Genomic DNA, 25,798 nt, shown 5'->3' on the forward strand with positions numbered 1-25,798 from the left:
AGTATCACCATGGAATTGGTTTTCGAAATGCTGAACACCAAGCAGTTCGTGCCCACGGAGCTGTGCCAGAAGACCTTCAAGCAGGCCGGCGGCGTGATTGGCCGGGGCGAGGATTGCGACTGGATCATCCCGGACCGCAAGCGTCATCTGTCCAATCACCATGTGGACATCAGCTTTCGCGAAGGGACGTTCTTCCTGACCGACACCAGCAGCAACGGTGTCCAGGATGGCGGGAGCGGCGCACGCTTGCGCAAGGGCGAACCGATGCGCATCGAGCATGGCAGCACCTACGTGCTGGGTGATTTCGAGATCCGTGCGCGGCTGGTGCGCGACCCGGCGACCTTCGACGTCGAAGTCGGTCGCCCACAAGCGGCGGGCAGCATCATTCCGGATGACGCGTTCCTTGACCTCGATCCGCTGAACGCACTCGATCAGCAAGAGCGTGTGTACTCGGAAATCGAAGAGCTGATCACCCCGAGCACCACCATCGAGGACACCCGTCAGCGCGCCGACTATGCGCGCATCGACATGGAAAGCCTGATGGTGCCGGAGTTGATCAACGCCCCCGCCGAACCCGCACCAAGCCCTGTCGCAAAAGCGCCCGAGCGCCAGAGCGAAGGTTTCTGGGAGCACTTCGGTGCGGCGCTGGGCGTGGACCTCAAAGGCCTCGACCACGACGCCCGCGAAGCCCTGGCGCTGAACGCGGCACGCCTGCTCAAGCAAAGCGTCGGCGGTTTGCAGCAGAGCCTGCGCACCCGCAGCGAACTGAAAAACGAATTGCGTCTGGCCCAGACCACCGTGCAAGGCACGAACAAGAACCCGCTGAAATTCGCCGTCGATGCCGGTGAAGCGCTGGGCATTTTGTTGCAGCCGAACAAGTCGGGCCAGTTGCCGGCCGAGCAGTCGATCTCCCGTGCGTTCCGCGATTTGCAGGCACATCAGGTGGCCTTGCTGACCGCCAGCCGCGCCGCCGTTCGCGGCACGCTGGAGCACTTCTCGCCGCAGCAACTGACCCTGCGTTTCGAGCGCGACAACAAGCCGTTGCTGGCCACCTCCGGCAGCCGCTGGAGAGCTTACGGTCGTTATCACCAGGCCTTGCGTCAGGACGATGACTGGAGCGAGCGCCTGCTGGCCCGCGACTTCGCTCAGGCCTACGAAGAACAGATCCGCCTGATTTCCACCCTTCACACCGACCACCAAGGATGATGCGCATGTCTCGCTGCTCGACCGCTTTTTTCAAGATGCTGACTGCGTTCGCGGTGCTGGTGCTGCTGGCCGGTTGCTCGTCGCTGTCGCCGTATTCCAAAGTGACCAAGGTCAATTTGAAGCTCACCGGCAGCGATCAGTTGAACCCGGACCTCAACGGGCGTCCGTCGCCGATTGTCGTGCGTCTGTTCGAGCTCAAGCACCCGGTGACGTTCGAGAATGCCGACTTCTTCAGCCTGTACGAGCGCGCCAAGGAATCCCTGGCCCCAGACCTGGTGGCCAGCGAAGAACTCGAACTGCGCCCGGGCGAAACCATCGAGCTGAAACTCAGCGTGGAGGAGGGCAGCCGTTACGTCGGGATCCTCGCGGCCTACCGCGACCTGCCGGAAACCAAATGGCGCTACACGGTGCAAGTCACCCCGCTGGAAGTCACCGAGGCTGACCTGACCCTCGACCAGGCCGGTATTCGCAACAGCAACGAAAAGCTCGCCAAGGCGGATGACTGATCATGAATTCCCATAAAGTCATTTGGCAGGAAGGCATGCTGCTGCGTCCGCAGCACTTCCAGCACAACGATCGCTACTACGACCACCAGATGAAAACCCGCACGCAGTTGCTGGGCAGTTACACCTGGGGTTTCCTCAATCTCGACATCGATTTGCAGTTCCTCAACATGGGCAAACTGGTGATCAGCCAGGCCTCGGGGATTCTGCCGGACGGCAGTCTGTTCGAACTCGGCGGCAACACCGAGCCGCTGGCGCTGGACGTGCCGCCGAACACCGGCAACACGCCGATTTACCTGGCGCTGCCGCTGGTCACCGGTAACCACATCGAGTCGCGCCGCCCGGAGCAATCCGACGTGCTGGCGCGCTACACCGCGTACGAAGCGGAAGTGGCCGACTCCAACGCCGGCGACGATTCCGCCAGCCAGGTCAGCTGCGGTCGCCCGGACTTCAAACTGTTGCTCGGCGAGCAGCAGAGCGATCAGGCCTACGTGAAACTGAAAATCTGCGACGTGCTCGACACCACGCCCGACGGTGTGATCAGCCTCGATCCGGATTTCGTGCCGACCTACATTCAGGCGCATTCCTCCAGCTACTTGCTGTCGTGCCTGAAAGAAGTGATCAGCATGCTCGGTCACCGGGGCGACACCATCGCCGAGCGCATCCGCTCCAACGGCAAGGTTGGTGGTGCGGAAGTCGGTGACTTCATGATGCTGCAACTGATCAACCGCACCGAGCTGCTGCTGCGTCACTACCTCGGTCTGGAACAGGTTCACCCGGAAGAGTTGTACCGCACGCTGCTGACCATGCTCGGTGATCTGGCGACCTTCTCCAGCGACAGCAAACGCCCGCGTCTGGACAGCCGTTACCAGCACAGCGATCAGGGCGCGAGCTTTCGCAAACTGATGGAAGCGATTCGTCAGGTGCTGTCGATGGTGCTCGAACAGCACGCCATCGAACTGGTCCTGCAAGCACGTCAGTACGGGATCATCGTCTCGCCGTTGCACGACCACAAACTGCTGGGCTCGGCGTCGTTCGTGCTCGCGGCCAGTGCCAACTGCGATTCCGAAGAGCTGCGCCACCGCTTGCCGGCGCACCTCAAGGTCGGCCCGGTGGAGCGCATCCGCCAACTGGTCAACCTGCACCTGCCGGGCATCAAGGTCAAACCGTTGCCGGTGGCCCCACGGCAGATCGCGTTCCACTCCAACAAAACCTATTTCATCCTCGAACTCAGTTCCGAAGACCTGGCGCAACTCGAGCGCTCCGGCGGCTTCGCGTTCCACGTGTCCGGCGAATTCGCCGAGCTTGAACTGAAATTCTGGGCCATCAGGAACTGACCGACATGATCAAGGACATGGAACACCATCAGGACGATAAAACCGTCTTGCTCGACCGCCAGGGCCACGGCCCGGCGCAAAGTCCGCTAACCGACTTCGCCGCACCGCCGCGTTTCGAACAACTCGAAGAGCGGATGATCTACGCCGCCCGCCTGCGCCCGGCGGAGTCCTTCAACATCAGCCTCAATTCGCTGGTGGCCGCCGGTTCCGACCTGTTGTCGGAAGTGGTGCGCCTCAAGCACAGCGACAGCCGCGAAGACATGTACGCGCTCAACGAGCGACTGACCGCCGGGCTGAAACTGTTTGAAGTGCGTGCGCTGCACAACGGCGCCGAAAGCAGCCAGGTGATGGCTGCGCGTTACGTGCTCTGCACCGTGGTCGACGAAGCCGTCGTGACCACGCCGTGGGGCAACGAAAGCGAGTGGTCGCAGATGAGTCTGCTCAGCAGCTTCCACAACGAAACCTTCGGTGGCGAGAAGTTCTTCCAGCTGCTGGATCGCCTGTCGAAAAACCCGGTCAAGCACCTGCCGATGCTGGAGCTGATGTACCTGTGCCTGTCCCTCGGTTTCGAAGGCAAGTACCGCGTGCAAGCACGCGGCATGCTCGAACTTGAAGGCATCCGCGACGCCTTGTATCGGCAGATTCGTCAGCTGCGCGGCGACGTGCCGCGTGAACTGTCGCCGCATTGGGAAGGCTTGAACGATCAGCGTCGCAGCCTGGTGCGCATCGTGCCGGCGTGGATGGTGGTGCTGTTCACCGTGGTCTGCCTGGTGGTGATGTATTCGGGGTTCGCCTGGGTCTTGGGCGAGCAGCGCGACACCGTTCTGCAACCTTATCAGCCGCTGGATTCCGCCGCGGCCCAGCCGCTGTCGCAGCCGTAAACAGGGACGTGTGATGAAAAAGTTTTTCAAGAAAGTCGGCGCGTTCGTGCGCCAGACCTGGGTCTGGACCTTGCTGCTGGTGCTGTTCGTCGCGCTGCTGGTCTGGTTTGTCGGGCCGCTGTTGGCCGTCGATGACTACAAGTTCTGGGAAGGTTCGACCTCCCGCCTGCTGACCATCAGTGTGCTGTTCCTGATCTGGGGCCTGACCATGGTCTTCGTCAGCTGGCGCGCCGGTGTGCGCAAGAAAGCGGTCGAAGACACTGAGGATGGTCAGGATCGTATCCGCCGTGAAGAGTTGATCGACGAAGAGCAGAAGGAGTTGAAGGAGCGTTTCAAGGACGCCCTGAAAACCCTGAAGACCTCGAGCCTCTATCGCGGTCGCAGCGAGCGCTGGCGCAGTGATTTGCCGTGGTACTTGCTGATCGGCCCGCAGGGCAGCGGCAAGACCAGCTTGCTGGACTTCTCGGGCCTTGAGTTTCCGATCAACAAGATCGACCGCAAACTGACCCGCGATACCCTCGGCACCCGTCATTGCGACTGGTATTTCGCCGACCACGGTGTGCTGATCGACACCGCCGGTCGTTACCTGACCCAGGCGGATGCCGAAGTCGACGGCAGCGCCTGGAGCACCTTGCTCGACCTGCTGCGCAAGCGTCGCCGCAACCGTCCGTTGAACGGCGTGCTGGTGACCATCCCCGTGGAAATGCTGCTGGGTGACACCGAGCAGGACCTCGATACGCTCGCTCGCCAAGTGCGTGCGCGCCTGCAAGACGTGCATCAGAAACTGCACGTCGATGTGCCGATCTATCTGGTGCTGAGCAAGGCGGACAAGCTGCTCGGTTTCGATGAGTTCTTCGATCAACTGACCCGCGAAGAAAGCGATCAGGTGCTGGGCACCAGCTTCCGCAAAGAGCAGAGCGGCACCGACGTGACCGTGCTGCGAGCCGAGTTCGAAGAGCTGCTGCGTCGCCTGAATAGCCAGGTGATCATGCGCATGCACCAGGAGCGCGACACTCAGCGCCGTGGCCGCATCCTCGATTTCCCGCATCAACTGGGGCAGATCGGCGAGCGCCTGTGCCTGTTCGTCGACATGGCGTTCACTGGTAACCGTTACCAGCGTGTCAGCCAGTTGCGCGGTTTCTACCTGACCAGCGCACCGCACCTGACCCAGGAAATGGACCAGACCACCGCCGGCATCGGCGCCAATCTGGGGATCAATTCCGGCGTATTGCCGACCCTGCGCAGTGGCCGTTCGCGGTTCATTCACCATTTGCTCAGCCGGGTGATTTTCCCCGAGGCCGATCTGGCCGGTCTGGACAAGCGCGAACGCAGCCGCATCCATTGGGGCCAGCGTGCGTTGTACGTCGGTGCGTTGGCGGCGTTGGGCCTGTTCGGCCTGCTGTGGGCGGGCGGTTTCTCGGCCAACTATGAGCGCCTGGAAAACCTGCGCAACCTGGCGCAAACCTGGACGCAACAGCGCTCGGCCCTGACCGCCCGTGATGATTCGATGGCGGTACTGAAGACCCTCGACACCAGCTACGCAGCGACCCAGGTGTTCCCGAAAAAGGGCGACGTGGGTTACCACGAGCGTGGCGGCCTGTATCAGGGTGAAGACGTCAACCCGGTGGTCAAGGCGGCTTACGAGCGCGAGCTCGAAAAGCAATTGCTGCCGAAGGTCGCGACCCTGCTGGAAGGGCAGATCCGCGCCAACATGAAGGACCGCGAACGCCTGCTCAACAGCCTGCGTGCGTACCTGATGCTGAACATGAAAGATCGCCGCGATGCGGTGTGGCTCAAGGACTGGGTCGCGACTGACTGGTCCCTGCGTTACGCCGGCAACACTGCGGTGCAGAATGGCCTGAACACGCACTTCGAGCGTTTGCTCAAGCTTCCGTTTATCTACCCGCTGAACGATCAACTGGTGGCTCAGGCGCGTCAGGTATTGCGCAGCGAGTCGCTGGCCAACGTGGTTTACCGGATGCTGCGCGAGCAGGCCCGAGACCTGCCGGAATACCGTTTGAGCCAACACCTGGGCCCGCAAGGTGCGCTGTTTGTCGGCACTGATTACGTGATCCCGGGCTTCTACACCCAGCAGGGTTATCAGCAGTATTTCTCGGTGCAGGGCAGCGCGCTGGTTACCGATATCCTGCGTGACAATTGGGTGCTGGGCGAAGGTTCGGGCATCAGCGGCATGGACTTGCGTCGCCTGATGGTCGAACTGGAGCAGCTGTATTTCCGCGACTACGCCAACTTCTGGAGCGAAGCCGTGGGCCAGGTTGCACTGCCTCCGATCAGCGATTTCAGTGAGGGCGCCGAGCAACTGGCGGGCCTGACCTCGGCCAACTCGCCGGTGCTGCAACTGCTGGTGGAAGTGCGCGAGAACACCCGGTTCCCGGCAGAAGCCGAGGCGGTCGATCAAGCGGCTGATGCCGCTGCCGCACTGGGCGAGCAGAAAGGCAAGTTGGGCAAGCTGGGCAAACTGGCGTCTGCCGCCGCGGACAAAGCCTCGGACATGGCCGCGATCAAAAACCTGCCGGACACCGCGAAGAAATCCCTGCAACGCCGCTTCGAACCGCTGCACCGCTTGCTGGATGACAACAACGGCCCGGCCGCTGATTTGACCCCGGCGCTGACGGCGCTCAATGACCTGCAAATGCAGCTGTCGAGCCTTGCGCGCGCCAGTGCGCCGGAGCAGGCCGCTTTCGAAATGGCCAAGACCCGCATGAGCGGCCAGCGTGATGCGCTGAGCAACCTGCGCAATGCCTCGAACCGCCTGCCGCGCCCGGTCAGCGTGTGGTTCAACGTGCTGGCCGAAGACACTTGGCGTCTGGTGCTCAACGATTCGTACCAGTACCTGAACCAGCGTTATCAGAGCGAGCTGTACAGCTTCTACGGCAAGGCGATCAACAAGCGCTACCCGTTCAGCGCCCACAGCACCAGCGACGTGGCGATCAGCGACTTCCGCGAGTTCTTCAAGGCGCAGGGCATTGCCGATCGGTTCTTCGATACCTACATGCGTCCGTTCGTGAGTGGCGATCCGGGCAACTACCGTCTGCGCAGCATTGACGGTCACAGCATGCCGATCTCCAAGGTCTACCTCGACCAGATGGCCGCCGCACAAGTGATTCGCCAGAGCTTCTTCTCGATCAACCCGGCGGAACCGCAAGTGCAGTTCAAACTGGAGCCGTACACCCTCGACCCGGCCGTCAGCCGTTCCGAGTTCAAGTTCGGCGACAAGACCATCGAATACCGTCACGGCCCGATCGTGCCGGTGTCGTTCAAATGGCCGACCGACGCTGAAGACGGGCGCACCAGCCTGGTGATGGACAAGATGGCGGGCCGCCCGATCGGCATCGAGAAGAACTCCGGCCCGTGGTCGCTGTTCCGTCTGTTCGACCTCATGCAAACCGAGTACCTCAGCGGTCGTGACGTGCTGGTGCTGAAGGCGGACGTCGGTGGCCTGCGCGCCAACTACTTGCTGACCAGCCAGCGCACGCCGAACCCGTTCGACATGGGCGTGCTGCGCACCTTCCGTATGCCGGTGCAGCTCTGATGCTGGTTGCCAGTTCCTGGCGCAGCGCTGCGCGCACCGATGCCGGCAAGGTTCGGGCGCGCAACGAAGATGCTTTCCTCGACAGTCCGCAGCAGGGGCTGTGGGTGGTCGCGGACGGCATGGGCGGTCATCAGGGCGGCGACGTTGCCAGCCAGTTGATCGTCGCCAGCCTGGCGGAATTGCCGGCGCAGGATGACTTCGACGAACGACTCAAAGGCATTCGCCAGTGCCTGCACTGGCTGAACCGCCGCTTGGGTCAGGAATTGACCGTCACTGCCGGGCGCCACGACAGCATCATGGGCAGCACCGTCGTGGCGCTGCTGGTGGAAGGCAATCGCGCGGCCTGCATCTGGGCCGGCGACAGCCGTTGCTACCTGTGGCGTGGCCAGCGTTTGTATCAGCTGTCCAAGGACCATTCGCTGCAACAGCAACTCATCGACGAACAACAGATGAGCGTCGAAGACGCCCGTGCCCATCCCGCCGCGCATGCCTTGACCCGTGCGGTCGGGGCGGCCGAGCAGCTGACGCTCGACGTGCTCGAACTCGAGGTTTACCCCGGCGATGCGTTTCTGTTGTGCAGCGATGGTTTGTACAACGGGTTGAGCAGCGATGCCTTGGGTAGCGCCCTGAGCCTGACCGCGCCGCATGTCGCGCTTGAGCGTCTGTTTGACGGCGCGCTGCGTGGCTCGGCCCGGGACAACCTGACTGCCGTGGTAATCCGCCAATGACCCAACTCATGCCGCCGCTCGACGACCTGCTGATGAGCGAAGAGCAAGCCAATAACCTGACTTACTTTGCGTTTGCCAAGTCGCATCAAGCTGAGCCCGCGTTGGCGCCGACACGGGCCAGCGTCGGTGAACTGCCGGACGTGCTGGCAGGGCGTTACCGCATCGAGCGCCTGCTCGGTGCAGGTGGCATGGGCGCGGTTTACCGTGCACGGGACTTGCTGAGCGAACAGTTCGGCGATCCCGACCCTTACATCGCGCTGAAAATCCTCAGCGAAGAATTTGCCGAATCGCCGGACGCCAGTGCCTTGCTCTACAGCGAGTTCGCCCTGACCCGACGCCTGCGCCACAACAACGTGCTGCGACCGCACACCTTTGAAGTGGACACCGATTGCCAGCGCGCCTTCATCACCATGGAACTCATGCGTGGGCTGACCCTGGACAAACTGCTCTGCGAGCGACCACTCGGCTTGCCGTGCAAAGAACTGCGCGACATCGCGCTGCCGCTGCTCGACGCACTGGCCTACGCCCACGCGCGCGGCGTGCTACACGGCGACATGAAGCCAAGCAACGTGATGCTCAGCGAAGAAGGCGTGCGCCTGTTCGACTTCGGTCTGGGCCAAGCCGAAGAGGGCATCCTGCCCGGCCTACCTCATTTGAGCCGCGACCGCTTCAACGCCTGGACTCCAGGCTACGCCGCACCGGAACTGCTCGAAGGCCAGCCGCTGTCCGCCAGCGCCGACGTCTACGGCGTGGCCTGCGTGCTTTACGAATTGGCGGGCGGCAAACATCCGTTCCGTCGCTTGCCCTCGACCCAGGCCCGTGACGAACACCTGGAGCGCGAGCTGCACGCCCCGAAAAATCTACCGAAACACTGCTGGCCAGCCCTGCGAACGGCGCTGGCATTCGATGCGGCCGATCGAACGATCACCGCCGCACAACTGCGTGACGCCATGGGCGCCACTTCGTCTTTGCTGCAACGTCTGCGACTTCGGGCGTAACGGATGACTACCGAACAGGGAGCAAGCAATGTTCAACTCAGCTAACGAAACGCACTTCAGCCTGACTGTGGAAGACTACGTCGGCGACCTGCAAGTGCTGTCGTTCACCGGCACCGAAGGCATCAGCCAGCCGTATCGTTTCGACCTGGAACTGGTCAGCGAAAACCCCGATCTGGACCTGGAAAAACTCCTGCACAAACAGGCATTCCTCGCGTTCGACCCGCAGGGCTCTGGCATCCACGGCCAGATCTACCGCGTCGCCCAAGGTGACGCCGGAAAACGCCTGACCCGCTACAAAGTCTCCCTGGTGCCGCACCTGCAATACCTGCATCACCGCACCAACCAGCGCATCTACCAGCAGATGTCCGCGCCGAAAATCATCGCACTGATCCTCGAAGAACACGGCATCAAGGGCAACGCCTACAACTTCCAGCTCAGCCAGCCATGCCCGGACCGCGACTACTGCGTGCAGTACGACGAAACCGACCTGCACTTCGTCCAGCGCCTGTGCGAAGAAGAAGGCATTCACTACCACTTCCAGCACAGCGAAAAAGCTCACTTGCTGGTGTTCGGTGACGACCAGACCGTGTTCCCGAAACTCGGCCAGCCGACGGCCTATGTGCAAGGCAGCGGCATGGTCGCCGACGAACCGGTGATCAAAGGCTTCAAACTGCGCCTGGAAACCCGCACCAGTCGCACCACGCGCCGCGACTACGATTTCGAAAAACCACGACTGCAACTCGAAGCTGCCTACAAACCCGATGTTCAGAGTGACGAACCAGACCTCGAAGACTACGACTACCCCGGCCGCTTCCTCGACCGCGCGCGCGGCAAATTCCTCAGCCAGCGCGTCCTCGAACGCCACCGCGCCGACTACCAGCAAGCCGAAGGCCACGGCGACCAGACCCGCTTGATCAGCGGCCACTTCCTGGAAATGTCCGACCACCCACGCACCGAGTGGAACGACCTCTGGCTGCTCACCGAAATCGTCCACGAAGGCAAACAGCCGCAAGTCCTCGAAGAGTCCGTGACCAGCGACACCACCGACAACAAAGACGACTTCCATCAGGGCTACCGCAACCGCTTCCTCGCCACCCCGTGGGCCGTGTTCTACCGCCCGGCGCTGCAACACCCCAAGCCCCGCGTACTCGGCAGCCAGACCGCCAAAGTCACCGGCCCCGCCGGCGAAGAAATCCACTGCGACCAATACGGCCGCATCAAAGTGCAATTCCACTGGGACCGCGAAGGCCAGGCCGACGACAAAACCAGCTGCTGGATGCGCGTCTCCTCAAGCTGGGCCGGCGACCGCTACGGCGCCATCGTCATCCCGCGCATCGGCATGGAAGTCCTCGTCACCTTCCTCGAAGGCGACCCCGACCAACCGCTGGTGACCGGCTGCCTGTACCACAAGGAAAACCAGGTTCCCTACGACCTGCCGGCGAACAAGACGCGCAGCGTGTTCAAAACCCTCAGCTCACCGGGCGGCGGCGGGTACAACGAACTGCGGATTGAGGACAAGAAAGGCGCGGAGCAGATCTTCATCCATGCCCAGCGCGACTGGGATGAAAACATCGAGCACGACCAGAAGATTCGCGTCGGGAATGAGCGGCACGACACGGTGGTGAAGAACACCTACACCGAGCTGAAGGCTGAAGAGCACCGCACCACGATTGCTGATCGCAAGGTTGAGACGCGGGTGGATGATCACCTGACGATTGGGCAGAACCAGCATGTGAAGCTCGGCACCGCTCAACTGACCAGCGCCGGGAAAGAGATTCACCTGAAGGCCGGGGCGAAGATTGTTATTGAGGCCGGCTCGGAACTGACCATCAAGGGCGGCGGCAGCTTCATCAAACTGGATGCCGGTGGCGTGACCGTGGTCGGGCCGATTGTGAAGATCAATGCCGGCGGTTCGGCAGGCTCGGGGACCGGAATCGGCATCAAACCGCCGATACTGCCAGGTGCAGCGGACAAGGACATCGCCGGCGCCGTGCCGCCTCAGGCACTCGGCAACGCACCGATGGCGCCGCCCCCGGTTTGCAAGGAATGCCTGGCCCGGGCCAAACGTAACGCCCAGGCCCTGGCCGCACGATAAAGGACGACTTCATGTACACAAGCAACGTGCACTGGCTGGATGAGTTATGGGTCAACGCCCAGCAACTGAAACAGCCGTACCTCGACCTGCTGATCGACGCCACCAGCCTCGACTACCCGCTGCTGCAAGAACTGGCGGAGCAGCCCGACGGGCCAAAACTGGCCAAGCTGTTTGAAAACACCCCGGAAGTCGCCATCGCCGATTTCGGCCCGCTGCTGCTGCGCGTCGACACGGCCCAACGCGCCTGGCTGAAAACCTTCATCAGCGCCGTCGACTGCAACAAACACGTCGTCGCCCTGTTCAGCCCTTGGGCGTTCGATGCGCTGGCCGAACACCTGCGCGGCTACACCCAGGCAAAATGGAACCAGGGCCGCTCCGAAGGCGTGCTGCGCTACTACGACCCGCGCATGCTGCTGCCCGTCGCCGAAACCCTGACCCCGGTACAAAGCAACGCCTTCCACGCCGCCGTCATCTCCTGGCACTGGCTCGACCGCGATCAACACCCGCAAAGCCTGCCCGGCAACTACGTCCGCCACGCCCCCACACCGGCCAACGGCCCCGTCATGTTCGACCACCCCCAAGTCGCCAACCTGCTCGCTTGGAGCGAAGCCGACGCCTACCGCATCGACCGCTGCGCCGTGCCGCAAAACTACGGCTTGAGCCGTAATGAGGGGCTTATTCGCCATTTGTATCGCAGCCAGATCGCGGCGAATCAGAAGGGGTTGAAGGAACCGGAAGAGCGGGAACCGTTTATTGAACAGTGGTTGGTGGAGAATTCGCCGTTTGTGATTGATGAGCCGCCGAAGGCGTTGATTTGATGAGTGGGGTTGTTTGTGGGCCGGGGGAGATGAGGTCTTCTTGGCGGGTTCGTGGGTGGGTGTTAGGGGGTGTGGTGATGTTGAGTGGTTGCAGCAGTGCTCCATCGAAAATGCTGGCGGCACCGGTGACGGGTTACAACCATACGTCCGCATCGATAAACCGATTTACTGTGAATGGCGCTGGTGGTCCGAATATCGGGCCTCACCACGGTGGTGGCAGTGAGGTCTGCTGTGGAGCGCTTCCTCGCCATTGGACACCGGGCCTGAAGGCAATCGTCGAGTGGCAGAAGGATCCTGAACCCGGTTCTTCCAGTACCTGGAGCGAGCGTCCTTACTCCGACGCATGGAGGAAGCGCATGGCTGAACAAAGACAAAAGTATTCGTATCACAGGGCGGTTGTTGATATTCCCCAATACGGCGAAAGCGTCTGCGCGTTGCAGGTTCATTTTTTGCCGTGTGATCAGGTGCGGGTTTCGACAACTTGCTACACGCCTTCAAATCCGAACTATCCCGATAAAACATATTTTCAGGTTGAGGAGCTGACTTCATGTCTGATTCTTTGATCCTGCACAAGCATCAATCCCGGGTTTCCGGATGTTTAATTAATTGTCCGATGAATATGGAGCGGCCAAATATATGTCTAGGTGTATAAATAAGGAAAGCAGTCTGCAATTTTTCACGGCGTTGATGCTAAGTTTTTTCTATCGAGGTTATAGCTTGATCGCTCAATGTGTACCCAACATTAGGTTCTCTAACAACCACCGATTGGCCAATGTCTTTTTGTTGTTTTTTGGTGTGTTGAACTTAGGTGCATGTCAAGCACAGTCTGAGATGCTAGGCACCCCGGTCTCGGGCTATAACCATACATCTAGCAACATCAACCGATTTACCGTGAATGGCGCTGGAGGGCCTAATATAGGCCCGTATCAAGGAGGGTTAAGTTCACAAACCTGTTGTACCACGCTACCTCGAAGCTGGAATCCAGGATTAAAAGCCATTGTTGAGTGGGAAAGTGATCCGGCCCCGCGTGCAGCTATAAAACGGGATAAATACGGTCAAATCGAGTCTGGCGATTACAGTCGTCATGCCGCTAACTACACTCATCACAAAGCAGTCGTTGATATTCCTAAATATGACGATAAGTTTTGTGCGTTGCAGGTTCATTTCCTGCCTTGCGATAAAGTTCGTGTTTCTACTACGTGCTATACACCGGAACACCCCGATTATCCAGATAGAGCTTATTTCAATTCGAAGGAGTCCTCCGTATGTCCGAGTTTTTGAGTTCAGGAGGTGCTCCTAAACCTGCTAGCGCATTTGCTGCGCCAAACTTTCCATTGGCTCGACGATTGCCAAGAGAACCAGGACAGTTAACGAAAAATATTAAATTGCAAAAACGCGATGAAGCCGCGTTTGGAAATCAGCAGCGAAAGTTGTTGCAGGCTAAAGGCAATATTCAAAGCGGTCCACCTTGCAGCAAGTCCCTGCATATCACCATTGCATTCGATGGTACCAACAACAATGACCAGGCAGATGGTGCATCGACACCGTCCTCGCGTAGCAATATTGCTCGAATGTTCCATGCCAGTATTGGCGGAATCAGTTCAGCTCAGGAGCAAGGATATTTCCGTTACTACAGCCCCGGAGTAGGCACGGTTTTCCCTGACATACTCGAATACACGCCTAGCGATGGTGGGCTTATGTTTGCGAGTGGGGGTGAGAACCGAATCAACTGGGGACTCACTCGATTACTCGATGCGTTGAAGCAGACACTGGAATCGACTGGTCTCAGCGTACCTGAAATGCGCGGACTGATAGATGCCATGTCTACTGGACTAGTGACTGCGCTCACCGGTGGTCTCTTGGCCAATGGAGAAAAAAAACGCGAAGCAGCAATGCGACCTGAGATTCAGAAACTGGAAGACGCGTTGAAAAAACGCGTCGATGCCGAAGTTAAACCTCATATTCTCGCTATGCGATTGTATGTGTATGGATTTTCGCGTGGTGCCGCGCAAGCCCGGACATTCGCCAATTGGCTGCAAACATTGACGCGTTGCACTGGTAGCGATGGCCAAACTGAATACCGCTTTGCCGGACTGCCTATTTCTATAGAATTTCTGGGCATCTGCGACACGGTTGCGGCAGTGGGTATGGCGGATAGCATGCCCTTTGCCGCCGGCCACATGGGTTGGGCTGATGACACAATGCGCCTACCTGATGAAGCTATAGAAAAGTGCATGAGCACTGCTTTGCCAGATGACTGTCACTTTTTAAAACGTTGCGTTCATTTGGTATCGGCGCATGAGCAGCGTGCCAGCTTTCCCTTGGACTCTATTCGGCGCAGGCCCAAAAACTCAGCGGGCCAACGAGATGATACACAAGCATCCAGTTATCGAAGTGGAACCGAAGAATTTTTGTACCCCGGTGTGCACTCCGATGTAGGTGGCGGTTACTCACCTGGTAATCAGGGTAAGGCACTACCGGGTACAGATTATTTGGTATCGCAGATTCCGCTTCATCATCTATACGCGGAAGCTTTTAAAGCAGGCGCACCTTTGCAAGTCCCCGAGCCGGCACGTCAACCCGACGTTCATGAAATCTGGCGTGTTATGGCCCCTGATACGGAGATCGAATTCAACGTTTCAGACGAGCTGATCAAGCGCTTCAACGCGTGGCAGTCTCAAGTCAAAGTCGGCACCCTCGAAGAAATGATCAAACGAGAGCAGGCACTACTTACAGGCTGGCGCATCGACCGTTATGCCGGTGGCCTGGCGCAGCGTGGTTTCTTTGCGAACGTCGACAAAGACATGCCCGTGGCTCAACAGGATGCATGGAAAGCGATCTATGCACGTCGCTCCGCTGAGTCCGCTGCCGCCGCCCAAGGGCAGCCGCTGCCGACGTATACCGAGGCGCAGGAAAAAGAATATCAACTGAATGTTCAGATTGTCGGAGGCCAGGAAAAGGTCGACAACATTCGTTTGGAAAAAGCCTTCGATCCGCCCCTAGACCAAGTACAACTATTGGGTGCTGCTGCCGAATTCCGCCATGACTACCTCAAAGAATGGGGCATTTTGGATGACTGGAAAATCGGCAGCACGATCATTGATATGTTGGTTGGCGGCACGGTCTACGCGATCAATGAGGAGGATGAGGCCGAGGAGTACAACTACCTGTACGACAATGGCACGGCGCGTTACAAGGAGATGTTCAGCGCACCAAACAAAGTACGGCAGGGCCAGGAAGACTTGGTTGCACTGTTCGATGATCAGGTTCACGACTCTCGTGCATGGTTTATGAACACATCCGGCATTGGTCCCCGCGAACCCTTTACGGATTACTTCCGCATACGTCTGGTGCATTTCGATAACGAGTCCAACAAGCAACTGTCTTTGGTTGCCACAGCGGGTCGCGTCATCGGTATCGGTATCGCGGTGGCCAGTATTGGCTTGAGCATTAAAAAGCGTGATCCGCGAATGTTGCTGGCACTCCCTCTCATGAACGTGGCTCGTCCTATTCTTACCGGGAAGGTTGGTTTGCCTGAGATCAGCGCGTTCGATCCGCTTACCGGTATTGCAATTCCAATGCTCGATAACCTGGACTCTCTACGGACCTTCACGAAGGCGCCGGGTGATTTGGTTGCCAAAGTCGCAGCCTTGCCACCACTGAAACCATTGACCGAAGCAACCGCGAACACCCCGGCGCTGCAGAAAATTCTGGTAGCCCATCAGGCGCTTGAAGCAGTCGAAGCTGCTCGCAAGAAAGACGTGGGTGCATTGGCCGGTATGCTGGCGAATTCGGCGAACGAAGAGGACAAGCCCGGTGGCTGGCTAGATTTGGTGGCTGATCAGGCCAGTAACTTGAAGTCGTCTGAAAAGAACGTGTAGCTGTACAAAGATAAGGGCGGCTCTGGTGGGCCGCCCTTTTAGTTTGGTGCCCAATTACCCTGGCAAAGCCTGTTTTGAAGTGAAGTAACCAAAGGCCTGCCCGGGTTCCTGAGCCAGAAAAGAACACGGCCCCGATTGTTGGCAACATCAATCGGGGCCGTTTTTGTTTGCTTGGTCAGCCAGTTCAGTCTTACGCCTTGGCCAGATGCTCTTCCGGGGGCGGCGAATCAATGTGGTCCAGCGCTCGCTCCACCAACAGATGCACACCGTCCGCCATTCTGCTGAGGGCCAGGGCGACTGAGCGGCGGGAGCCTTCTACACCGTCGGCCAGGTCGGCGGCGATGGCGCTGATGGACAGCAGGTCTTCGGAGGCATTGGCCAGGAGGGTTTCGGTGTGGAGATCGGGAGCGACGATGAAGAGCGCACCCTTGCGGGATTTCGATGGTTTATCCGCAGTTGTGCCGAAGTGATGGTCGAGGGCACGCTCGGTGGCTTCGTGGAGTTTTTTGGAATCCAAGGATTCGTAGGGGGAAGTGGCTTCATTTTCGGGCGATTTGGATGTCGGATTGGTCATAGGTGTAAATCCTTGGAGTTAATGAATTGTTTTTCTCCGATTTCGGACTTGCACATCCGGTCGCTGATTTCGCGGCAACGAGCAAAGGTTATCGATGAAGATTAGGGATGCCTAGTTCATGAACAGCGCCACGTGTTGAAGGAAATATCCGATAGCCCCGAGCGTAGAAAGACCAAAAAACCTCAGCTTTTAAACAACAGCGTTTCGTCAATGACTTGGTAGTCATCAGCGTCAAAAACTACGGCATCTTCTTCTAACACTACGCAATAGTGGCGTTCCCGCTCGAAGCCGCTACACTGCGCCGGCCGTTCATTTTTCTCTTGAGGCTGTGCGCATGAAATTTCGTTTTCTTCTGTGGATGCTGGGTTTGTTGATGGGTAAGGCCAGTCGGACTAATCCTGCGTTTCAGCAGCAGTTGGGTGACAAGGAGTTGGTGTTCCAGCTGCAGACCCTGGACGGGAAAGTGGCGCGGCATTTCTTTGTGAAGGATCAGCGCATTACCAGTAAGTCGGGCGTGTATGCCGAGCCGGCGTTTGCGATTGCCTTTAAAGATGCGGCGTATGGCTTTGCCACGATGCAGGCGAAGAACAAGCAATTGGCGTTTATGACGGGGATTCAGGACAAGTCGATTCAGATCAAGGGCAACCCGGCGCTGGTGATCTGGTTCCAGGGGTTGACCAAGTATTTGAAGCCTCGGAAAACTGCATAAGCGAGTTAAAAAATAATGTTCGTTGATTCGGCTCAATGGGCCACTTGTCTGGCTTGCAAGGACCATCGCGCTGTAATTTCTGACAGGTGATGGCAGCTGTTCCGTCGTGCTCAACTGAGATCGAGATTCCTTACTGAATGTTTTCATCCAGGGAGCACGATCATGAATCAGGTAACAGCACTAAATGGGCCGGGCACTATCGATAAAACCTTTGCTGACGCAGGCGTGGCGGTACTTCTGGAAGGAGTACGAACAGTGCTCGCTTTACCTGATAAGAAGTTACTCATTGCTTCAAAAACAGCCGTTTCAGCGCCACTTATAGTGACACGCTTGACTGAGGCTGGAGTGCCTGATGAATCGTTTGGGAGTGGCGGTTCGCGTGAAATCGCTGTTGGGTCAAGAAGGTTTTTTCCGACTCAAATGTATTTGTTTGCCAGTGGCGAATTTCTGATCGTGGGCACCGAGACCGGTTCGACCCCCGACAACTTGTATGTCGCTCGGCTGTCTGCGGACGGCCAATTGGTACCTCGTTTTGGTGAGAACGGCATCGTCACGCTTAAAGCCTCGGATATTGCCGAAATTGGCGAAGGTGCCAGTTTTCTTCATGGCGGTGAAGAGGGCGCGACTGGGGATTTCATCTTTTTCGGTAGCCCTTGGTTGAGTGTCTCGGATCAGGAACAAAAAATTTATTTGAGCTCCGGCATTCGTTCCCAGGCACCCCTCACTGCAGTTGTATATCGTCTGAACGAAAAGGACGGTACTAAGGACACGAGTTTCAACGGCGGTTATGTATTGATGGAGAAGCCAGGCGCCGATTCTTTCGTACGCTTTGGGGCATTGGCCGTGCACGGGGATGGTGTGCTGGTTGCTGGTGCGTTCGTCATTAGTGGTGGCCCTCCCGAGGGAGATGTTTTTCTGACCCGCTATGACGGAAAAGGAAATGTCGATAGTGCATTCGGTAACAACGGGACAGTAACCGTCGTCAACGGAGATGACGGTCGACGGTCTTTGCTCACTTCTATCGCGGTAAGTCGTGATGATGTGATCGTGGCGTCTGGTTATTCGAACACGGGTACTGCACGTGAAGGATTGTTAATAGTTCTTAACCGAAGCGGCAGTTTCAATCAGGTCTTCAACAAGGGACAGCCGCTATATGCTGATTTCCTGGCGCGGTTGTCTTTTCATGAGTGTGCTTTTCAGCGGGAAAAAATGATCGTCGTCACTGGGTTGGGCGAGGATGGCTACATAGTGGTTGCGCGTTATGACCTTAATGGGTTTTTGGATTTGACGTTTGGGGGTACTGGCTGGGCCATCTTCCGAGAGTCCTGGAGTTCGCAGTATCTCGACAGAGCATTAACGGCAGATAACAAAATCGTTATTCTCGGGGTTATTTCCCTGGATTATGCGGTGCGTTACTTGGGATAACGCTGAGTGAGATCAAGTCTTAAACTTGAGGTGTATCAGGTAGACCGAGTTGCATTCTTCGCGGGCAAGCCTCGCTCCTACAGGGTTTCGTGATTCCTGTAGGAGCGAGGCTTGGTCCGGGCGGCGTTCCGACGATGTTTTTAGGCCTGGGTGAATTGCGACGCAAGTTCGCGCAGCAACACTTCGGCTTCGAGGACTTTGCTGACGACGTCGTTGGCTTTGTCGCGGGTTAGGCCGACGCGTTCCAGCAGGGCGTCGGGGATGTCTTCATCCGGGCCGGAGCCGATGCCGCGGCTACGCAGCAGGCGCACGGACAGGCACACGAGGTTCGGGTATTCAGCGTAGGCGCCGTCGTAGCTTGGGTCGTGCTGGAAGCGCAGCGCGGTGGCCAACTCATCGGGCATGTCCCAATAGCGCATCAGCCATGAGCCGATCTGTTCGCGGCTGATGCCGAGCAGGTGTTGCTCGACGTAGCTGTGGCACAGGTGCGGGTTGACCTCCAGGTGGCGGCAGATCAGCGAGAAGTGCGGCGGGAACACGTGGGCCAGCAACAAGTAGCCGAAGTTGTGCAGCAGGCCGGCGAGGTAGGTCAGGCCGGCTTCCGGGCGCTGGGCGCGCGGCATGGCGCGGGTCAGGCCTTCGATGACGGCGGCGGTGTAGATCGATTGTTGCCAGTACGGCGTGGTGTGTTGCGGGTGGTCTTTGGGCAGGCTGAGGGTTTTGCCCAGGGCCAGGCCCAGCGCCAGGTTGATCACCAGGTCGAAGCCCAGCACGCGGACGATGGCGTCTTCAACGGAGCGAATCTTGCCCGGCGAGGCGTAGTACGGCGACGCCGCCCAGCTGACGACTTGTGCGGCCAGGGCCGGGTCGGTTTCGACCACGCCGGTGATGTCGTCGATGGTGGCGTTGGGGTCGACGCGCAGTTTGATGATTTTCTGCGCGGTCTCGGCCAGCGGCGGAATTTCGATGGTGGCTTCCAGACGCTGCTGGATGCGTCGCGCGGTGAACGCTTGAACGGCCTGGGTGATTTCCTCGCGGTCATCGTCGGGGCGGTCGAGGTTCGGACGGATGCTGCTCACGTTCTCGCCGAAGTTGGCGGCGCTGGCCTTGGTCAGCATGGTCTTGAAGGCTTCGCTGGTGATTTCCAGCAACACACCTGGCTCGCCCGAGTTGATCAGCAACTTCGGTTCGCGCAGCAGGCTTTCTTCGTACAGGCAGGGCGAGCTGGTCAGCGCCGGCAGGCCGGGCAGCAGGCTCAGGTTGTGTTTGCCGAGCATCTTTTCCAGGCGCTCGGTCGACACGGCGGCGAGGCGGCGGCCGGTCAGTTCGGCGAGGCGGTTGAGGTCGAGCAATTGGCTTTGCGGGAACAGCACCATCAGCGCGCCCACGGCGTCGTCGAGCAGCACCGCTTGCACTTTGCGCGAGGCGTTCAGGCCGTGGTGGTCGAGGACTTCTTCGTAGGCGATGCCCAGTTTGGCGAGCAGCAGCCGAATAACAGACGGAGCGTGCGGGGTTTCGGGGACGAGGGCAGCTTCAGTCATGGTCTGTATCCGTATTCAAACAATTGCAGGAGTATAACCAGCTTGTTTAAGGGCAGGGTCCAGAAACTGCGACGGTGCTCACACTTGGCCGTATTGCTGCCCGTGGCGCAGCCAGCGGTCGAGTAGCGGGCTGACGTGATCCGGCCAGCGCTCCAGCAATGCCTGGGCGGCGTCGCGCACGGCGGGCAGCAGATCGGCGTCGCGCATCAGGTCCGCGACCTTGAATTGAAGCAGGCCGGTCTGGCGCGTGCCGAGCATTTCGCCGGGGCCGCGCAGTTCGAGGTCTTTTTCGGCGATGACAAAACCGTCGTTGGTTTCGCGCATGATGCCCAGGCGCTGACGGCCGATCTGTGACAGCGGCGGATGGTAGAGCAGCACGCAATGGCTGGCGGCGCTGCCCCGACCGACGCGGCCGCGCAATTGGTGCAACTGCGCGAGGCCGAGGCGTTCGGGGTTTTCGATGATCATCAGGCTGGCGTTCGGCACGTCGACGCCGACTTCGATCACGGTGGTGGCGACCAGCAGTTGCAGGTTGCCGGCCTTGAATTCGGCCATCACGGCGGCTTTTTCCACAGGCTTCATACGGCCGTGAATCAACCCGACCTTCAACTCGCCGAGGGCGGCGGTGAGGTCCTCAAAGGTGGTTTCCGCCGCTTGGCAGGTCAGCTCTTCCGACTCTTCGATCAGCGTGCACACCCAATAGGCCTGACGCCCTTCGGCGCAGGCGCCGCGTACCCGTTCGATGACTTCGACGCGCCGGGTATCGGTGACCAACACGGTGTTGACCGGGGTTCGGCCCGGCGGCAGTTCGTCGAGGATCGAGGTGTCGAGGTCGGCGTAGGCGCTCATCGCCAGCGTGCGTGGGATCGGCGTGGCGGTCATGATCAACTGATGCGGGCACATGCGACCGCCGACGCCTTTCTGCCGCAGCGCCAAGCGCTGTTGCACGCCAAAGCGGTGCTGTTCGTCGATGATCACCAGCGCGAGGTTTTTGAACTGCACTTCGTCCTGGAACAGCGCGTGAGTGCCGACCACCATCGGTGTGCCGCTGGCGATCTGTTCCAGCGCGGCCACGCGGTTCTTGCCTTTGAGCTTGCCGGCCAGCCACGCGACTTCGATGCCCAGCGGTTCGAGCCAGCGCTTGAAGGTGATGAAGTGCTGCTCGGCGAGGATCTCGGTCGGCGCCATCAACGCCACTTGGTAACCGGCTTCCAGCGCTTGCAGCGCGGCAAGGGCAGCGACCACGGTTTTGCCCGCGCCGACGTCGCCCTGAATCAAGCGCAGCATCGGTTCGTGCTGGCTGAGGTCATAGGCGATTTCGTTGCCGACGCGTTGTTGGGCGCCGGTCGGTGCGAAGCCCAGATTGGCCAGGTATTTAGCCGGCAACTTCGTGGCTTTCGGCATCGCCGGCGCGCGGAGGGAACGCATGCTTTCGCGCAGACGCTGCTGGGACAGTTGATGGGTCAGCAGTTCTTCAAAGGCCAGACGGTGCTGCGCCCAATGATGGCCGAGGGCGAGTTCGTCGACGTCGGCATCGGCCGGCGGGTGATGCAGGTAACGAATCGCGTCGGCCAGCGGCGCCAGTTGATAGTCCCGCGCCAGTTCGTTCGGCAACCAATCCGGTAGGCTGGTCGGGCCGAGCATCGTCAGGGTTTGCATGCACAACTGGCGCAGGCGCTGTTGGGTCAGGCCTTCGGTGAGCGGGTACACCGGCGTCAGGGTTTCATCCACGGGCGGCGGCTCGTCACCGGTGAGGGCGCGGTATTCCGGGTGGTAGATCTCCAGCCCCGACGCACCGGGCCGCGCTTCGCCGTAGCAGCGAATCCGCGTGCCACGTTTGAGGCCTTCTTTCTGGGCGTTGCTGAAATGGTAGAAGCGCAGGCTGAGCCCGCCGGTGCCGTCCTGCAAGCGCACGACCAGGCTGCGACGCCGGCCCATGACCACGTCGGCGCCGCTGACGGTGCCTTCGATCACGGCGTCTTGCCCCGGTCGCAGATGGCCGATCGGGACTACACGAGTGCGGTCCTGATAACGCAGCGGCAGGTGAAACAGCACGTCCTGGAGATTCTCCAGGCCGACCTTGGCCAGTTTCTCGGCCATGGCCTCGCCGACACCCTTGAGTGCCGTGACCGACACTTGCGACAACTCGGTCATGACAGCGACTTAAGCCGCAGCCACCGGCGCGGGCGGCTTGGCCACCGAGCACAGGCGAATGGAGTCAGCGAGGATTTCAATGGCCTTTGGACGCGGGAAGCTCGCGCGCCAGGCAATGGCCACGGTGCGGAACGGCACTGGCGCGGTCAGTGGGCGCACTTCAATTACGCCGGGGGCGTAGTGATGGCTGTCGACCGCCGACAGCGGCAGGATCGAGATGCCAAGGCCCGAGGCGACCATGTGGCGAATGGTTTCCAGCGAGCTGGATTCCACCGTGGTGTGCTTGGCGCCGTCGTTGCCTTTGGTCAGGGTCGGGCAGGCTTCCAGCACTTGATCGCGGAAGCAGTGGCCTTCGCCGAGCAGCAGCAGGCTCTTGTCGTTGAGCAGGGCGGCGTCGATGGATTCTTTTTGCGTCCACGGGTGCTGGGCCGGCATCAGGACGTAGAACGGCTCGTCGTAGAGCTGCAGGGTCAGGACGTCGGCTTCGTTGAACGGCAGGGCGATGATGATCGCGTCGAGCTCGCCGTTGCGCAGTTTGTCGCGCAGCACGTGGGTGAAGTTTTCTTCGATGTACAACGGCATCTGCGGGGCGACCCGGTGCAGTTGCGGAATCAGGTGCGGAAACAGGTACGGGCCGACGGTGTAGATGGCGCCGACTTTCAGCGGGGCGGTCAGCTGGTTCTTGCCGGCCTGAGCCAGTTCGCGGATGCCTTGGGCCTGTTCCAGGACTTTCTGCGCCTGGGCCACGATGCCTTCGCCGACCGGGGTCAGGCGCACGGCGCTCTTGCTGCGCTCGAAAATCAGCACACCGAGTTCGTCTTCAAGCTTTTTCACGCCCACCGACAGGGTCGGCTGGCTGACGTGGCAACGCTCGGCCGCGTGGCCAAAGTGCTGCTCTTGGGCGAGGGTAACGATGTAGCGTAATTCTGTAAGAGTCATAGCGAGCGTCCATGAAGTTGCGGGCCAAGCATACCGGCTGCAATCGATAGACGCACGTTATCAGAGAGAGTGTGTCGAGTGACACCGGGCAATGCGCGTTTGCCGCTGGCGGATATGCAAAAGGCACCTTTCGGGTGCCTTTTACAAATCTTGTTACCGCCACAGAATCTGTAGGAGCGAAGCTTGCTCGCGAAAGCGGTATGTCATTCACGAATGATTCGACTGACATACCGTTTTCGCGAGCAAGCTTCGCTCCTACAGGGTTCTCTTTAGCGGCGGCGTTCCAGCGAGTAAACAAACGGTGCAACAATTTCGATGGAGCCGTTGTTCAGCATGTCGGCCGGTGGCTTGGGCAGCGGTTGAGCACGCTTGATCATTTCCAGGGTGGCCCGGTCCAGATCGGCGTTGCCCGAACGGCCCACCAGTTCGAACGACAACACGTTACCTTCGGCATCCACCACGAAGCGCAGACGGTTCAAACCTTCCTTGCCCCGCGCCTGTGCACTGGCCGGGTACTTTTTGTACTTGGCCAGGTGCGCCAGCAGGGTGCCTTGCCAACTGGCCTTGGCCGCTTGCTGCGCGGGCGATGGGCCCGGTGCCGGTTGAGCGGATTTCTCCGTCGGCGCCTGGGTCGGTTGCGCTTCGCTCGGTTTTTCCTCGGACGGTTTTTCCTTCGGCGGCTCCGGCTTTTTCTCCACAGGCTTGGGCGGTTGAGGCTTGGGCTTGGGTTTGACCGGCTTCGGTACGGTGATTTCTGCCTTAGGCACTTCGGCCAGCTTCGGGATCGGCAGCTCTTCCACCGGAGCAGGTGGTTGTGGCGGCGTTATCACCTTCGGCGGTGCCGGAGGAGGCGGTGCCGGAACCGGCGCCAACTCGACCATCATCGCCTGCGGCGGCAGCTCGATAGGTGGGCGCGACGTCCAGTTCAGCGCCAGCGCAATGGCCAGCGCATGGACGCCCAGCACCACGGCCAGGCTACCGCCGTAACGCGTCAGCTTATGGCGCGTCGTGATCATTTCTTCACTGCCGTCTCGAGTCCGACCAGACCGACCTTCAGGTAGCCGGCAGCGCGCAGGTTGTCCATCACGCTCATCAGGTCGCCGTAGTCCACGCCTTTATCGGCCTGGAAGAAGATCGTCGTGTCTTTCTTGCCCTGGGTCTTGGCGTCGAGCGTGGCGCCGAGTGCTTCGGCTTTCACTTCGTCTTCGCCGAGGAACAGGCGCTGGTCAGCTTTGACGCTGAGGAACACCGGTTTCTCTGGCCGCGGCGCCGGTTTGGCGCTGGAGGCAGGCAGGTCGACCTTGATGTCCACGGTGGCCAACGGAGCGGCCACCATGAAGATGATCAACAGCACCAGCATCACGTCGATGAACGGCGTGACGTTGATTTCGTGGTTCTCGGCCAGATCGTCGTCTGCGCCTTCTTTCAAATGCAGGCCCATGGCCGATTACCCCACTTTCACCATGTGCGGTTGCGAGCTGCGCTCAGGCTGGTGGTCGAGGTCGCGGCTGACCAGCAACAGGACTTCTGCCGAGGCGTCGGACACTTGCGCCTTGTAGCCGGCGATGGAGCGGGCGAACACGTTGTAGATCACAACGGCTGGAATCGCGGCCACCAGGCCCAGCGCGGTGGCCAGCAAGGCTTCGGCGATGCCGGGAGCTACGACGGCGAGGTTGGTGGTCTGGGTTTTGGCGATGCCGATGAAGCTGTTCATGATGCCCCACACGGTGCCGAACAGGCCCACGAACGGCGCGGTAGAGCCGATGGTGGCGAGTACGCCGGTGCCGCTGCTCATGTTGCGACCGCAGGCTGCGACCAGGCGCTCGAGACGGAAGGCGACACGTTCCTTGATGCCTTCTTTCTCGCGGCTGTTGGTCGACAGGTGCATCTCTTCCAGCGCATCGTGCACCAACAGGTTGGCGAGGGTGCCGGGCTTGGCTGCCGTTACACTGGCTTCCTTGAGGGTGGCCGCCTTCTTAAGGTGGACGATTTCAGTGCGCAGACGACGTTTGGCGCCCATCAGCTCGAAGCCCTTGGCGATCCAGATGGTCCAGGTGATGATCGACGCGATGGCGAGGCCGATCATCACGATTTTCACGATGATGTCAGCGTTCTGGTACATGCCCCACGGCGACAGGTCATGGGCCATGCCCAGGCTGTTGTCGGCTTCGAGGACTTGCGGCGCGTCTTCACCAGCAGCGTCTACGGCCTGGGCCGGATCGGTGGCAACCGGTGCGGCGTGTTCGGCAGAGTGGTCGGCGGGAGCGGGCGCGGTGGCGGCGGCTGGGGTGGCCGGGGCTTGTGCGTCAGCGAAGGCGGCGGTTGGCGCCAGCATCAGGCTGAGCAACAGGGCGGCCACCGCGCTCCAGGCGCGAGGTCGATTGGTTGGCGAAGCGGGGAGTTGATTGCGTGTCATGCTGGCCGGACCTGAGAGAAAAAGACGGTAAATGTTCTTC

21 protein-coding genes are annotated in these 25,798 nt (G+C 59.8%); 14 read left to right on the forward strand and 7 right to left on the reverse strand.

Annotation, left to right across the window (positions count from 1 at the left end; all coding sequences use genetic code 11):
• Positions 1-9 precede the first annotated feature (9 nt).
• From tagH to ACYZUC_RS20840, 12 genes are all read left to right on the forward strand, one after another.
• Positions 10-1,206 (forward strand): type VI secretion system-associated FHA domain protein TagH, encoded by a 1,197-nt coding sequence (gene tagH, locus ACYZUC_RS20785; protein WP_461990078.1) that lies wholly within the window; start codon positions 10-12, stop codon positions 1,204-1,206.
• Positions 1,207-1,211: 5 nt separating this feature from the next.
• The gene (gene tssJ, locus ACYZUC_RS20790) at positions 1,212-1,712 is read left to right on the forward strand and encodes a type VI secretion system lipoprotein TssJ (RefSeq protein ID WP_223415121.1); all 501 of its coding nucleotides are present in this window, start codon (positions 1,212-1,214) and stop codon (positions 1,710-1,712) included.
• 2 nt (positions 1,713-1,714) lie between these two features.
• The gene (tssK, locus tag ACYZUC_RS20795; protein WP_008030656.1) at positions 1,715-3,046 is read left to right on the forward strand and encodes a type VI secretion system baseplate subunit TssK; all 1,332 of its coding nucleotides are present in this window, start codon (positions 1,715-1,717) and stop codon (positions 3,044-3,046) included.
• 5 nt (positions 3,047-3,051) lie between these two features.
• Positions 3,052-3,927: a type IVB secretion system protein IcmH/DotU gene (gene icmH, locus ACYZUC_RS20800; protein WP_461990080.1), complete on the forward strand. Its 876-nt coding sequence runs from the start codon at positions 3,052-3,054 to the stop codon at positions 3,925-3,927.
• A 13-nt stretch (positions 3,928-3,940) separates the two neighbouring features.
• A complete protein-coding gene (gene tssM, locus ACYZUC_RS20805; protein ID WP_461990082.1) occupies positions 3,941-7,480 on the forward strand; it encodes a type VI secretion system membrane subunit TssM in 3,540 nt (1,179 codons plus the stop codon).
• Positions 7,480-8,208 (forward strand): PP2C family protein-serine/threonine phosphatase, encoded by a 729-nt coding sequence (locus ACYZUC_RS20810; protein WP_461990084.1) that lies wholly within the window; start codon positions 7,480-7,482, stop codon positions 8,206-8,208. Before tssM ends, ACYZUC_RS20810 begins: the two co-directional genes overlap by 1 nt.
• Entirely contained in the window at positions 8,205-9,206 is a 1,002-nt protein-coding gene (locus ACYZUC_RS20815) for a serine/threonine-protein kinase (protein WP_461990085.1), read from the forward strand. The genes ACYZUC_RS20810 and ACYZUC_RS20815 overlap by 4 nt, the downstream gene beginning before the upstream one ends.
• A gap of 28 nt (positions 9,207-9,234) precedes the next feature.
• A complete protein-coding gene (locus ACYZUC_RS20820) occupies positions 9,235-11,301 on the forward strand; it encodes a type VI secretion system Vgr family protein (protein WP_461990087.1) in 2,067 nt (688 codons plus the stop codon).
• Positions 11,302-11,312: 11 nt separating this feature from the next.
• The gene (locus ACYZUC_RS20825) at positions 11,313-12,119 is read left to right on the forward strand and encodes a DUF4123 domain-containing protein (RefSeq protein ID WP_461990089.1); all 807 of its coding nucleotides are present in this window, start codon (positions 11,313-11,315) and stop codon (positions 12,117-12,119) included.
• The gene (locus ACYZUC_RS20830; RefSeq protein ID WP_461990091.1) at positions 12,119-12,682 is read left to right on the forward strand and encodes a DUF3304 domain-containing protein; all 564 of its coding nucleotides are present in this window, start codon (positions 12,119-12,121) and stop codon (positions 12,680-12,682) included. Before ACYZUC_RS20825 ends, ACYZUC_RS20830 begins: the two co-directional genes overlap by 1 nt.
• A 124-nt stretch (positions 12,683-12,806) precedes the next feature.
• Entirely contained in the window at positions 12,807-13,400 is a 594-nt protein-coding gene (locus ACYZUC_RS20835; protein ID WP_461996738.1) for a DUF3304 domain-containing protein, read from the forward strand.
• The gene (locus ACYZUC_RS20840; protein WP_461990093.1) at positions 13,385-16,000 is read left to right on the forward strand and encodes a T6SS phospholipase effector Tle1-like catalytic domain-containing protein; all 2,616 of its coding nucleotides are present in this window, start codon (positions 13,385-13,387) and stop codon (positions 15,998-16,000) included. The genes ACYZUC_RS20835 and ACYZUC_RS20840 overlap by 16 nt, the downstream gene beginning before the upstream one ends.
• Before the next feature lie 190 nt (positions 16,001-16,190).
• On the opposite strand, the gene ACYZUC_RS20845 is transcribed toward ACYZUC_RS20840, so the two are convergent.
• A complete protein-coding gene (locus tag ACYZUC_RS20845) occupies positions 16,191-16,574 on the reverse strand; it encodes a DUF6124 family protein (RefSeq protein ID WP_461990094.1) in 384 nt (127 codons plus the stop codon).
• 334 nt (positions 16,575-16,908) lie between these two features.
• Between ACYZUC_RS20845 and ACYZUC_RS20850 the strand changes: the two genes are divergently transcribed.
• Together ACYZUC_RS20850 and ACYZUC_RS20855 are read left to right on the forward strand one after the other, a co-directional pair.
• Positions 16,909-17,283, forward strand: coding sequence for a helicase (locus ACYZUC_RS20850; RefSeq protein WP_461990096.1), 375 nt, complete (start codon positions 16,909-16,911; stop codon positions 17,281-17,283).
• Between the two features lie 162 nt (positions 17,284-17,445).
• On the forward strand, positions 17,446-18,708 hold the full coding sequence (locus ACYZUC_RS20855) for a hypothetical protein (RefSeq protein WP_461990098.1): 1,263 nt from the start codon (positions 17,446-17,448) through the stop codon (positions 18,706-18,708).
• Positions 18,709-18,848: 140 nt separating this feature from the next.
• Here ACYZUC_RS20855 and ACYZUC_RS20860 read toward each other — a convergent pair whose 3' ends face one another.
• From ACYZUC_RS20860 to exbB, 6 genes are all read right to left on the reverse strand, one after another.
• Positions 18,849-20,249, reverse strand: a complete 1,401-nt coding sequence (locus tag ACYZUC_RS20860) for an aminoacyl-tRNA deacylase and HDOD domain-containing protein (RefSeq protein ID WP_008030618.1) — start codon at positions 20,247-20,249, stop codon at positions 18,849-18,851.
• A 78-nt stretch (positions 20,250-20,327) separates the two neighbouring features.
• Entirely contained in the window at positions 20,328-22,403 is a 2,076-nt protein-coding gene (recG, locus tag ACYZUC_RS20865) for an ATP-dependent DNA helicase RecG (protein ID WP_461990100.1), read from the reverse strand.
• Between the two features lie 9 nt (positions 22,404-22,412).
• Positions 22,413-23,342, reverse strand: a complete 930-nt coding sequence (locus tag ACYZUC_RS20870; protein WP_008030615.1) for a hydrogen peroxide-inducible genes activator — start codon at positions 23,340-23,342, stop codon at positions 22,413-22,415.
• Between the two features lie 269 nt (positions 23,343-23,611).
• Positions 23,612-24,358 carry an energy transducer TonB family protein gene (locus ACYZUC_RS20875; RefSeq protein WP_461990102.1) on the reverse strand — a complete coding sequence of 249 codons (747 nt, stop codon included), beginning with the start codon at positions 24,356-24,358 and terminating at the stop codon, positions 23,612-23,614.
• A complete protein-coding gene (gene exbD / locus ACYZUC_RS20880) occupies positions 24,355-24,783 on the reverse strand; it encodes a TonB system transport protein ExbD (protein WP_008030611.1) in 429 nt (142 codons plus the stop codon). The genes ACYZUC_RS20875 and exbD overlap by 4 nt, the downstream gene beginning before the upstream one ends.
• Before the next feature lie 6 nt (positions 24,784-24,789).
• Entirely contained in the window at positions 24,790-25,758 is a 969-nt protein-coding gene (exbB, locus tag ACYZUC_RS20885; RefSeq protein ID WP_223415113.1) for a tonB-system energizer ExbB, read from the reverse strand.
• Between the last annotated feature and the right edge of the window lie 40 nt (positions 25,759-25,798).

This window comes from Pseudomonas sp. GT1P32, assembly GCF_054897805.1.

Excerpts from the sequence above, each read along its gene's own strand:
- exbD (WP_008030611.1), bottom strand. The coding sequence starts at position 24,783 with ATGGGCCTGCATTTGAAAGAAGGCGCAGACGACGATCTGGCCGAGAAC.
- ACYZUC_RS20830 (WP_461990091.1), top strand. The coding sequence starts at position 12,119 with ATGAGTGGGGTTGTTTGTGGGCCGGGGGAGATGAGGTCTTCTTGGCGG.
- ACYZUC_RS20870 (WP_008030615.1), bottom strand. The coding sequence starts at position 23,342 with ATGACTCTTACAGAATTACGCTACATCGTTACCCTCGCCCAAGAGCAG.
- ACYZUC_RS20875 (WP_461990102.1), bottom strand. The coding sequence starts at position 24,358 with ATGATCACGACGCGCCATAAGCTGACGCGTTACGGCGGTAGCCTGGCC.
- ACYZUC_RS20815 (WP_461990085.1), top strand. The coding sequence starts at position 8,205 with ATGACCCAACTCATGCCGCCGCTCGACGACCTGCTGATGAGCGAAGAG.
- ACYZUC_RS20825 (WP_461990089.1), top strand. The coding sequence starts at position 11,313 with ATGTACACAAGCAACGTGCACTGGCTGGATGAGTTATGGGTCAACGCC.
- icmH (WP_461990080.1), top strand. The coding sequence starts at position 3,052 with ATGATCAAGGACATGGAACACCATCAGGACGATAAAACCGTCTTGCTC.
- ACYZUC_RS20850 (WP_461990096.1), top strand. The coding sequence starts at position 16,909 with ATGAAATTTCGTTTTCTTCTGTGGATGCTGGGTTTGTTGATGGGTAAG.
- ACYZUC_RS20855 (WP_461990098.1), top strand. The coding sequence starts at position 17,446 with ATGAATCAGGTAACAGCACTAAATGGGCCGGGCACTATCGATAAAACC.
- ACYZUC_RS20820 (WP_461990087.1), top strand. The coding sequence starts at position 9,235 with ATGTTCAACTCAGCTAACGAAACGCACTTCAGCCTGACTGTGGAAGAC.
- tssK (WP_008030656.1), top strand. The coding sequence starts at position 1,715 with ATGAATTCCCATAAAGTCATTTGGCAGGAAGGCATGCTGCTGCGTCCG.
- ACYZUC_RS20845 (WP_461990094.1), bottom strand. The coding sequence starts at position 16,574 with ATGACCAATCCGACATCCAAATCGCCCGAAAATGAAGCCACTTCCCCC.
- tssJ (WP_223415121.1), top strand. The coding sequence starts at position 1,212 with ATGTCTCGCTGCTCGACCGCTTTTTTCAAGATGCTGACTGCGTTCGCG.
- ACYZUC_RS20810 (WP_461990084.1), top strand. The coding sequence starts at position 7,480 with ATGCTGGTTGCCAGTTCCTGGCGCAGCGCTGCGCGCACCGATGCCGGC.
- exbB (WP_223415113.1), bottom strand. The coding sequence starts at position 25,758 with ATGACACGCAATCAACTCCCCGCTTCGCCAACCAATCGACCTCGCGCC.
- recG (WP_461990100.1), bottom strand. The coding sequence starts at position 22,403 with ATGACCGAGTTGTCGCAAGTGTCGGTCACGGCACTCAAGGGTGTCGGC.
- ACYZUC_RS20840 (WP_461990093.1), top strand. The coding sequence starts at position 13,385 with ATGTCCGAGTTTTTGAGTTCAGGAGGTGCTCCTAAACCTGCTAGCGCA.
- tssM (WP_461990082.1), top strand. The coding sequence starts at position 3,941 with ATGAAAAAGTTTTTCAAGAAAGTCGGCGCGTTCGTGCGCCAGACCTGG.
- ACYZUC_RS20860 (WP_008030618.1), bottom strand. The coding sequence starts at position 20,249 with ATGACTGAAGCTGCCCTCGTCCCCGAAACCCCGCACGCTCCGTCTGTT.
- tagH (WP_461990078.1), top strand. The coding sequence starts at position 10 with ATGGAATTGGTTTTCGAAATGCTGAACACCAAGCAGTTCGTGCCCACG.
- ACYZUC_RS20835 (WP_461996738.1), top strand. The coding sequence starts at position 12,807 with ATGCTAAGTTTTTTCTATCGAGGTTATAGCTTGATCGCTCAATGTGTA.